We start from the raw sequence: 8370 nt of genomic DNA, 5'->3' as shown, positions 1-8370 counted from the left end.
CCGACGCCGTTGACCGTCAGCGCCCCGCCGGCCGGTGCGGCGGTGTCGTTGACGAACGACACCACCCCGGACCGCTCGCTGCCCGCGATGTCGCGAGCCTGGAGCGTGTAGTCGGCGGGGGTCGAGGCTCCGGCCACCCAGCTGAACGACGATGACCCGAACGCCGTCGCGGCTCCCAGTCGAGTGCCGGCCGTGAGCGTCTCTGCGTCGTGCGTCCAGCCGGTCGCGCCGATCGCGGGGAAGGTCAGCGACCCGACGCCCGACCCCAGGTCAACGAGCGTGTTGGCGAGCGTGAATGCCCCGGGCGCGTCGCCCTTGAAGTACACGGTGCCCGACGAGAGGGATGCCCCCGCGGCGTCGCGCATCGTCGTCCCGCTGCCGATCGGACGGGTGATGGTCAACCCGTCCACCGAGGCGTGAAGCTCACGGGTGCTGTCCTGGTTGATGCAGGGGCTCGTGTTGATGCCCACGGGCCTTGCGCTCATCACCGAGCTCGGGCCCGCCGCCCCCTGCGTAGCCGTGATGCCGTCGACGGTCAGGCTGAAGCTGGTCGCGGTGCGTGTGGCCACCACGTCGTGCCAGTCGGTGCCCACCGCGAGGTTGACCCCGACGCCCCCGCTGTTGCCGATCTCGAAGCCGACGGAGGTCGGTCCGTAGCGGATGTCGAACCACCCTTCGACCGGGTTGCCGCACCAGGACCGCGCCGACACCAGGCTCTGGACGGTGCCCCCGGAAATCGAGGTCGACCGGAACGAGAAGGCGATCGTGAACGGGTCGGTCCCGAACTGACCGAGCGCAGGGTCGATCGTCAGGAAGCGCGACCCCGCGAACGAGAAGGCCTCGTCGCCCTGGGCGCCGGTCCGACCGGCGGCATACGCGGGCGCCCCCCCGCCCCAGACCGCGTCGAAGGCGCCGCTGGCGTCGACCGGCGAGCCATCGGCGAGGTAGACCGACGCGCTCTGAGGTCCTGTGGAGTCGACCTTGATCGGGACGCTGTCACGTGCGGTCTCGACGTTGCCTGCCTGGTCGGTCGACCAGTAGCTGACCGTATGCGTGCCTTCGGGGAGCGTGACCGGGCCGGTGTAGGTCTGGGTCGCCCCGCCGTCGAGCTTGTAGAACCGGTCCTTGACCCCGCTTCCCGGATCCGTCGAGGCGAGGGTGAAGCTCGGTGCTGCGGTGTACCAGCCCTCCGGGCCGTCGGGCGCGGGCGGGTCCAGCGTCATCGTGGTCGACGGCGGGGTGGTGTCGACCGTCCACGTGTGCGTGGCGCTGCGGCTGTGCCCGGTCTCGCCGGCCGTACGCACGGAGAACGTGTGCTCGCCCTCGGACAGGCCCGCGTAGTCCTGTGGGCTCGTGCAGGCGGCGAACGGCTCACCGTCCAGTCGGCACTCGTACTCCTGGCTGCCCGCGGGGACGTCGACGATCGCCAGCGTGTGGTTCGCGGACGGGCCGCTCGCGACCCCGGCGTAGGCCGTGCCGCCCTGTGACACCGCGACCGGCGTCGTGGACGACGAGGTCGAGCCGTGGCCCAGCTGCCCGAAGCTGCCGGCCCCCCACGCGTACAGATCACCCGTCGAGGTGAGCGCGAGCGTGTGGTTGGCACCGATCCCGACGCGCGTGACGGTCGTACCCGTCGGCATGGCGCCCTGCGCGACCGCGACCGGCGTCGATGACGTCACGTTCGACCCGTTGCCGAGCTGCCCGGCGGTGCCGAGCCCCCACGCGTAGAGCTTGCCCGTCGAACTGAGCGCCACCGTGTGGTTGGCTGCCCCCGCGAACTGCCTGAACGTCGTGCCCTCCGGTATGGCGCCCTGCGACACCGCGACGGGCGTGAAGGCCGACGAGCTCAACCCGTGGCCCAACTGGCCGGAGCTGCCGAGTCCCCACGCGTAGAGCTTGCCCGTCGACGTGAGCGCCACGGCGTGGTTGGCGCCGGCACCGAACTGCGTGTACGTCGTACCCGCCGGCGCGGCGCCCTGCGACACCGCCACCGGCGAGGTGGCCGAGGAGCTCGATCCAGTACCCAGCTGCCCGCTACCGCCGAGTCCCCACGCGTAGAGCTTGCCCGCAGAGCTGAGCGCCACGACGTGGTTGGAGCCGGACGCCACCTGGATGTACGTCGTGCCCGCCGGCGCAGCACCCTGCGACACCGCCACGGGCACCGACGAGTTCGTGGTCGACCCGTTGCCCAACTGGCCGAAGGAGCCGCCTCCCCACGTATAGAGCTTGCCCGCCGAGCTGAGCGCCACTGCGTGGATGCCGCCGGCCGCTACCTGCGTGAACGTCGTGCCCGCGGGCGCGGCGCCCTGCGACACCGCGGTCGGTGTCCGGGGGGAGGCCGTCGAGCCGTTCCCGATCTGGCCGGCACTGCCGTTCCCCCACGCGTACACCTTGCCGGTCGAGCTGAGCGCCACCGAGAAGCTGGTGCCGGTCGCTATCTGCGTGAACGTCGTACCCGCGGGCACCTCACCCTGCGACACCGCCACCGGGGTCGTCGAACTCGAGGCCGCTCCGTTGCCGAGCTGCCCGGCGGCGCCCTGTCCCCACCCCTGCGCGATTCCCCCCGGTCCCGCTCCGAAGGCGAAGCTCGCGCTGGCCTGGGAGGTGACGGCGGGCGGGAACGCTGAGATCGTCGGCGGCTCGAGCGCGGTGACCGACCCGGTGGTCGTGGTCTTGGTGAAGCCGTGGTGGATCGCGGTGATGGTGTAGGTGACCGCGGAGCTGGGCAGTGTGTCGTCGGTGCACGAGAGCGCCGTGGTGGGAGTGGTGGCGCCGCAGATCGGGGTGTCGTCGGAGCGGGTGACGCGGTAGCCCTGGGCGGTCCCACCGCCGGACGGGGTCGAGGCCTCCCAGCTCACGGTGACCTGGTCACCGGACTGGCGGGCGATCGGGTTGCCGGGGGCGGTGATCGCGCCAACCGGGGCCGAGGTGCTCGTGGCGCCGGTCGCCACGAAGTACGCGGAGGCCGCCTCAGCCATCAGCAGGCAGGTCGCCAGGACGGAGGCGAGCAGCGCGAGCGGCCGGTTGCGGGGCGTCGGGGTCATGAGTGGGCGCTCCCGGTGAACTCGAGGCTCAGGCGGGCGTTCTTGCACGCGTCCTGGTTGGTGCCCGACTCGCGCAGCGCGATCGTGGGAGCACTGACCCCCTGGGCGGGCAGCGTCACCGAACCATTCGCCGGCACCCGGACCGGGGTGTCGGGTGAGAGGTCGGACTGGGTGATCGCGAACCAGGCCGGATCGCACCCGGCGGGCAGCCCGGCACCCGTGAGCGCCACGGTCAGCCCATCGACCTCGATCGCCTGATCGTTGGGGTTGGTGAGCTTCACCGCCACCGGGCTCGCCGCGGCGCCGGGCGCCAGCAGACCGGTGGCGTCCCCGCTGATCGAGAACGGCGAACCGCTGGAGGTCGTCTGCGTGAACGACCAGAACGGCGCGAGCACGCTACGCCGCCCCGCTGCGTTGACCGACCGCACCGTGAACACGTGCCGGCCCTCGCTCAACCCCGTGTAGCTCGTCGGCGACGTGCAGGAGCTCCACGCGCCCTCATCCATCCTGCACTCGAACCCCGCATCTCCCGGCCCTGTGAACGCGAACGTCGCCTTCCAGGCACGGGTGCTGAGCCCCGGATGCGAGGTGATCGTCGGCTCCTTCGGGCCGGTCACGGTGAACGCCCACACCGGCGCGAGCGCGCTGCGCACCCCCGCGGCGTTGACCGCCCGCACCGAGAACACGTGCGCCCCAGCCTCCAGGCGCGGGTAGTCCGTCGGACTGGTACACGGCGTCCAGGCCTCGAGATCCATCTTGCACTCGAACCCCACTCCCGGCTCCCCCCGGAAACCGAACGTGATCGTCGAGCTCCCCGTCACCAACGGCGGGTGCGAGGTGATCGTCGGCGCCGCCGGACCCATCACCACGAACGCCCAGAACGGCGCGACCGCGCTCCGCCGCCCCTCCGCGTCCACCGAGCGCACCGAGAACACATGCGGCCCGGCCTCCAGCCCGGTGATCACCTTCGGGCTCGCGCACGCCGACCACTCGCCGGCATCCAGTCGGCACTCGTACCCCACCGCGTCACGTCCCTTGAACGTGAACACCACCCGCGAACCGGACACCACCGCCGAAGGATGCGAGGTCATCGTCGGCGCCGGCGGCCCCACCGCGGCAGCCACCGGCAGCACACCCAGCGCCCACGCCGCGCCGCCACCGACCGCGAACACACCCAACGCGGCAAGCAGCAGCACGGCCCGACGGGCCGACCTCGTGATCACTGGGGTACGCATGGCGTCCGGGCCCGCTGTGCCGCTCCTGCCGCTCAGCCCACGGGCGTCGGATCGACCTCGATCGTCACGACCGGCGTCGCACCCTGACAGGCGTTCTGATCAGTGCCGGAATCGTTGAGCACCATCTCGACATCGCCGTCGTGGGTCGCGCCACCCGCCAGCGTGCTCGGCAACGTCCCCGGATCGTTGGTGAGCGAGAACCACGAAGCCATGCACCCGTCCTGGGTCTGCTCGCCCTCTCCGGCCCGCGAGACGACGAAGCCACTGGCGTCCCGCTTCAGCGTCGCCGAGATCGACGCGATCCGCTGCGCCCCCGAACCCACGTTCTTGACGTGATACGCGATCGTCGTCGTACCCGCCCCCGGGTACAACGGCCCGCCGGTCGCCGGATCCACCGTCACCTCGTACGGCGAGGAGGACCCCACCGACGCACTCCCCGACCCCGAACCACCGTCGGTGAAGTACGCGAACGCGACACCGGCGACCACGACAGCAGCCACCGAACCCGCAACCGCAGCACGCCGACGCGCACGCAGAGCACGAAACATCTGGAACCCCCTGATGGCCCACCGGCAGGTGGGCACGTAGACAGCGCACCCCACGGCGCCGAGAGCGAACCAAGGTACGGACCGGTCCCCGACCCGTCAATGGTCCGATTTCGTGGAAATCGGGTCGTCGGCGTGGTCCAAACGGACTAGTGCGGACGGCAGGCCGCCGGCCGGTCGCGGCCCGCGCAGAGCCGCGGCGAAACTCGACATCCGCCGCGTTTGGCCGCCGTTCCGGCGGGGCACTATGGTTGCTTCGGATAGGCGGCCACTTGACGACGCGACGACACCAGGTGCAGCCAGTTGCTCCCTCGATCCGAGTCGCGCTCATCGACGAGGAAGCCCTCTTTCGCCACGCCCTCACGCGTGAGTTGAGCGCCGCGGGCGCCGAGGTCGTGACCGAGACCGCCAACGGGCCGGACGGCGTGGCGCTCGCGCGGGAGTTCGATCCCGACATCGTGCTGATCGACGCCGGGCTCTCGGACGACAGCGGTGTCGAGACGATCTCCCAGCTCACCCAGCACGCGCCGCGCTCCCGCGTCCTGCTGCTCGTCCGTCGCTCCGAGCAGCGGGTGCCGGAAGCGCTGGCGGCCGGAGCAGCCGGCTGCGTCCTCAAGTCCGCGGAGCCCGCCCTGATCGTCAACGCGGTGCTCGCGACCGCGACCGGGCACTCCGTCTTCGCCACCCATGTCGCCGACTCACTGCTGCAGCGGCTGCGGAGCGAGACCGCCACGATCATCGACGCCGCCACGGTCGCCGGCAGCATCGCGATCCGCGCTCTCAGCGCCCGGGAGCGGGAGATCCTGCGCAGCCTGACCGACGGCGCCAGCAACCGCGAGATCAGCGTGCGGTTCGCGCTGAGCGAGCACACGGTCTCGAACCACGTCGCCAGCATCCTGCGCAAGCTGGGCGCCACCAACCGGGTGCAGGCCGCGGTGCTCGCGGTGCGGTGCGGGATTCCGTGAGCTCACGCCCGGCGCCCTGCCGAGGTGTCCGGGCTCCGGCTGCTCAGAGCTGCAGCCGGCAGAGCAGCTCGATCGCCCGGTCCAGCCGCGGATTGGCCGTGCCGGCGAGCGTCCGGCCCGTGGGCGCGGCGCCCGTCTTCGCGCGCTCCTCTTCGGCGGGGCTCGGCTCGTAGGTCGGGACCGCGGCGCTCGCCTTCGCGGCGAGCAGTCGGCGGACCGCGGTGCGCAGCCGCTTGGGGTCTCGTGCCAGGCGCCGGGTCGCGAGCGCGACCGCCTGGACCTTCCCCGCCCGGACGACCGTCACCCGCTGTCCGCGCACGCGGACGACGGTGCGGCCGCGAGCGCGCCGGCCGACCCTCGCGGTCCCGAGCGGCCGCCCGGTGGCCGTGCTGCCGACGAGCTCGACGCGGCCGGCGTCGTTCAGGACCGCGACGTCGGCGCGCTTCGCGTTGCCGCGGCCGCGGACGCACCAGCTCCACGCGCGGCCGCGCTGCTGCGGCTGGCCCGCGCGGCGCAGGACGGTCTCCCAGTGGTCGCCGAGACGCAGGCCGCCGATCCCGCGGGTCGTGACCTTGCGACGGGACGGGGCGCAGGCGCCGGGTCGCACGCCCTCGGTGCGCTCCCACATCTGCAGGTAGGCCTCGGCGCCGCGTGACATGTCCTCGGCGAGCTTCGCGCCGCCCAGGCGGCGGAGATCCTCGAACCACTCGGCGTAGAGGCCGTAGTGGGCGACGCCCTCCTTGGTGTAGTCGAAGGTCCGCTCGCCGGTGACCTGGCGCTCGAAGGTGACGCGACCGTCGTAGCTCTTGAACGGGTAGGAGATCTCACCCGATCCGTTGCGGGCCTGCGGCTGCTGGGCCATGCCGCCGAGGTCGGCACCGTAGCCCCAGCCGGTGAAGAACGGTGTGCTCTTCGGGCGGTAGCGCTCGTACTCCTTCACGTAGTCCTTCGCGTCGGAGTGGCCGGGGAACGCGAGGCCTCCGAGCTTCCAGAAGCGCGGCCAGTTGCCCGGATCGACCCAGCCGTGGGGCGAGATCACGCCCGAGTAGCGGCGCGCCTCCAGCAGCGAGAGCGTGTCCTCGACCGACGCCTGGCTCATGTGGTCGGGGTTGACGATCATCCCCCTGTCCATCATGCGGCCGACGGTGTACTTGCCGAGGTCGGTGAGCCCGCGCGTGTTGCAGTGCGGGGCGGGCGGATACACGGGCGCCGTGCCCGGCTGGACGCCGAAGCTCGTGAGGACCGTGTCGAGCGCCGAGCTCGCAGGCGGGACGAACGTCTCGATCGTGTTGTCGCGGAACGGCCCGGTGCACGTGCGCGCGCTGAAGAACGTGCCGGCGCTCAGACGGTTGCCCGGGTTCGTGAGCAGGCCGGTGAGCCCGCTGTCGAAGCGCACGCCGGTGAGCGGGTTGTCGAACTTGTTGAGCAGCAGCAGGCTGCGCACGCCCAGGTCGTGCAGCTCGTCGAGCTGGCGGTCGATCTGCCCGCGGTCGCAGGTCGGGTTGTCCCAGCCGCGGCAGTCGAACGGCTCGGAGACCTCGATCTCGAGCACGACCGCCATCCGGCCCTCGTTGATGACGCGACGCGCCTCGAACGGGTCGGTGACGACCTCGAAGAAGCCCTTCCCCGGGCCGCCGGACTGGGCGTCGACGTAGTCCTCGAGCTCACGGATCGCCCGCAGCCCGCGACGGACCGTGTCCATCTCGTTGCAGTTCGTCTCCTTCCGCGCCTGCACCTCGCAGAGGACGCGGTTGTCGTTGACGCCCATGACCATGAGCCGCAGGCCGGCCATGTGCGCCCGCTGCACCCAGCGCCAGTAGGTCCCCTCGTAGGTGAGGTTGTCGTTGCCCCACGAGGCGAGCTTCGGGTAGCCGCTCGTGTCGTGCGGCGCGACGGGGTTGCCGTAGTTGAAGAAGTTCTGCATCGGCGCGGCGATGCCCTTCGGCCCCTCGACCCCGCTGCAGTCCGGCAGCGCCTTCGCGATCCCGTAGCGATGCCACGGCCGTCCGCACTGGAACTGGCGCCCGTACTTCTCGTAGGTCATCCAGTGCATGTGGCCCTCGAGGATGCCCCGGACCTCACCGAACTCGGTGCTGCTCCGGGCCGGGGCGCCCGTCGCGTTCAGTTCCGCCTCGGGGTAGGCGGCGCACCCGTCGGCCGGCGTGAAGGTGACGCCCTTCAGCGCGGCTCCTCCTTCTAGGGCGGTGAGGGAGAACGTCGGACCGCTCCCCTCCTCCTCGACCCGCCACTCGCCCTGCGGGCTGGGGTCCTTCTCGGGCGCGGGAGCCCTGTCGTCCCCCTGCCCGGTGAGGTACGTGCCGTCGGGCAGGAAGAGCAGGTAGCGACCAAGAGCCGTGGCCTGCATCCGGACCTTCTCGCCGGCGGCGACCGGCCCCTGCGTGGTGCTCAGCGAGAAGCAGCCGTTGACCAGGCTGTAGCGCGTGAGCGACTCGGCGGCCTGCGCCTGCGTCGCGGCGGTCAGGGCGACGAGCGCCGGGAGGGCCAGGGCGAGGACGAGACGGCGCATGAAGCGCGCGACCCTAGCACCGGAAGTTGGGCAGGTGTCGTGGTTGGGGAGGGG

At 71.8% G+C, this 8370-nt stretch carries 5 protein-coding genes; 1 reads left to right on the top strand and 4 read right to left on the bottom strand.

Going from position 1 to position 8370, the window contains the following annotated elements; all coding sequences use genetic code 11:
• The 3 genes from ABYE80_RS13420 to ABYE80_RS13410 all read right to left on the bottom strand — a co-directional run.
• On the bottom strand, nt 1–3044 hold a 3044-nt coding region (locus ABYE80_RS13420; protein WP_372790789.1), incomplete at its 3' end, for an RCC1 domain-containing protein.
• Complete coding sequence (locus ABYE80_RS13415; RefSeq protein WP_372790788.1) at nt 3041–4240, bottom strand: hypothetical protein; 1200 nt, start codon at nt 4238–4240, stop codon at nt 3041–3043. The genes ABYE80_RS13415 and ABYE80_RS13420, both read right to left, overlap by 4 nt.
• 71 nt (nt 4241–4311) lie before the next feature.
• Complete coding sequence (locus ABYE80_RS13410) at nt 4312–4779, bottom strand: hypothetical protein (RefSeq protein WP_372790787.1); 468 nt, start codon at nt 4777–4779, stop codon at nt 4312–4314.
• 338 nt (nt 4780–5117) lie between these two features.
• On the opposite strand from ABYE80_RS13410, the gene ABYE80_RS13405 reads away from it, so the two are divergent.
• Nucleotides 5118–5789 carry a LuxR C-terminal-related transcriptional regulator gene (locus tag ABYE80_RS13405; protein ID WP_372790786.1) on the top strand — a complete coding sequence of 224 codons (672 nt, stop codon included), beginning with the start codon at nt 5118–5120 and terminating at the stop codon, nt 5787–5789.
• 43 nt (nt 5790–5832) lie between these two features.
• Here ABYE80_RS13405 and ABYE80_RS13400 read toward each other — a convergent pair whose 3' ends face one another.
• Nucleotides 5833–8316, bottom strand: a complete 2484-nt coding sequence (locus ABYE80_RS13400; protein WP_372790785.1) for a hypothetical protein — start codon at nt 8314–8316, stop codon at nt 5833–5835.
• Nucleotides 8317–8370: the final 54 nt, after the last annotated feature.

The sequence above is a fragment of the Paraconexibacter sp. genome (assembly GCF_041602235.1).
Classification (GTDB): Bacteria; Actinomycetota; Thermoleophilia; order Solirubrobacterales; family Solirubrobacteraceae; genus Paraconexibacter.
The sequence above is the reverse complement of the archived record's forward strand: the minus strand, read 5'-3'. Positions and strand labels throughout refer to the sequence as shown.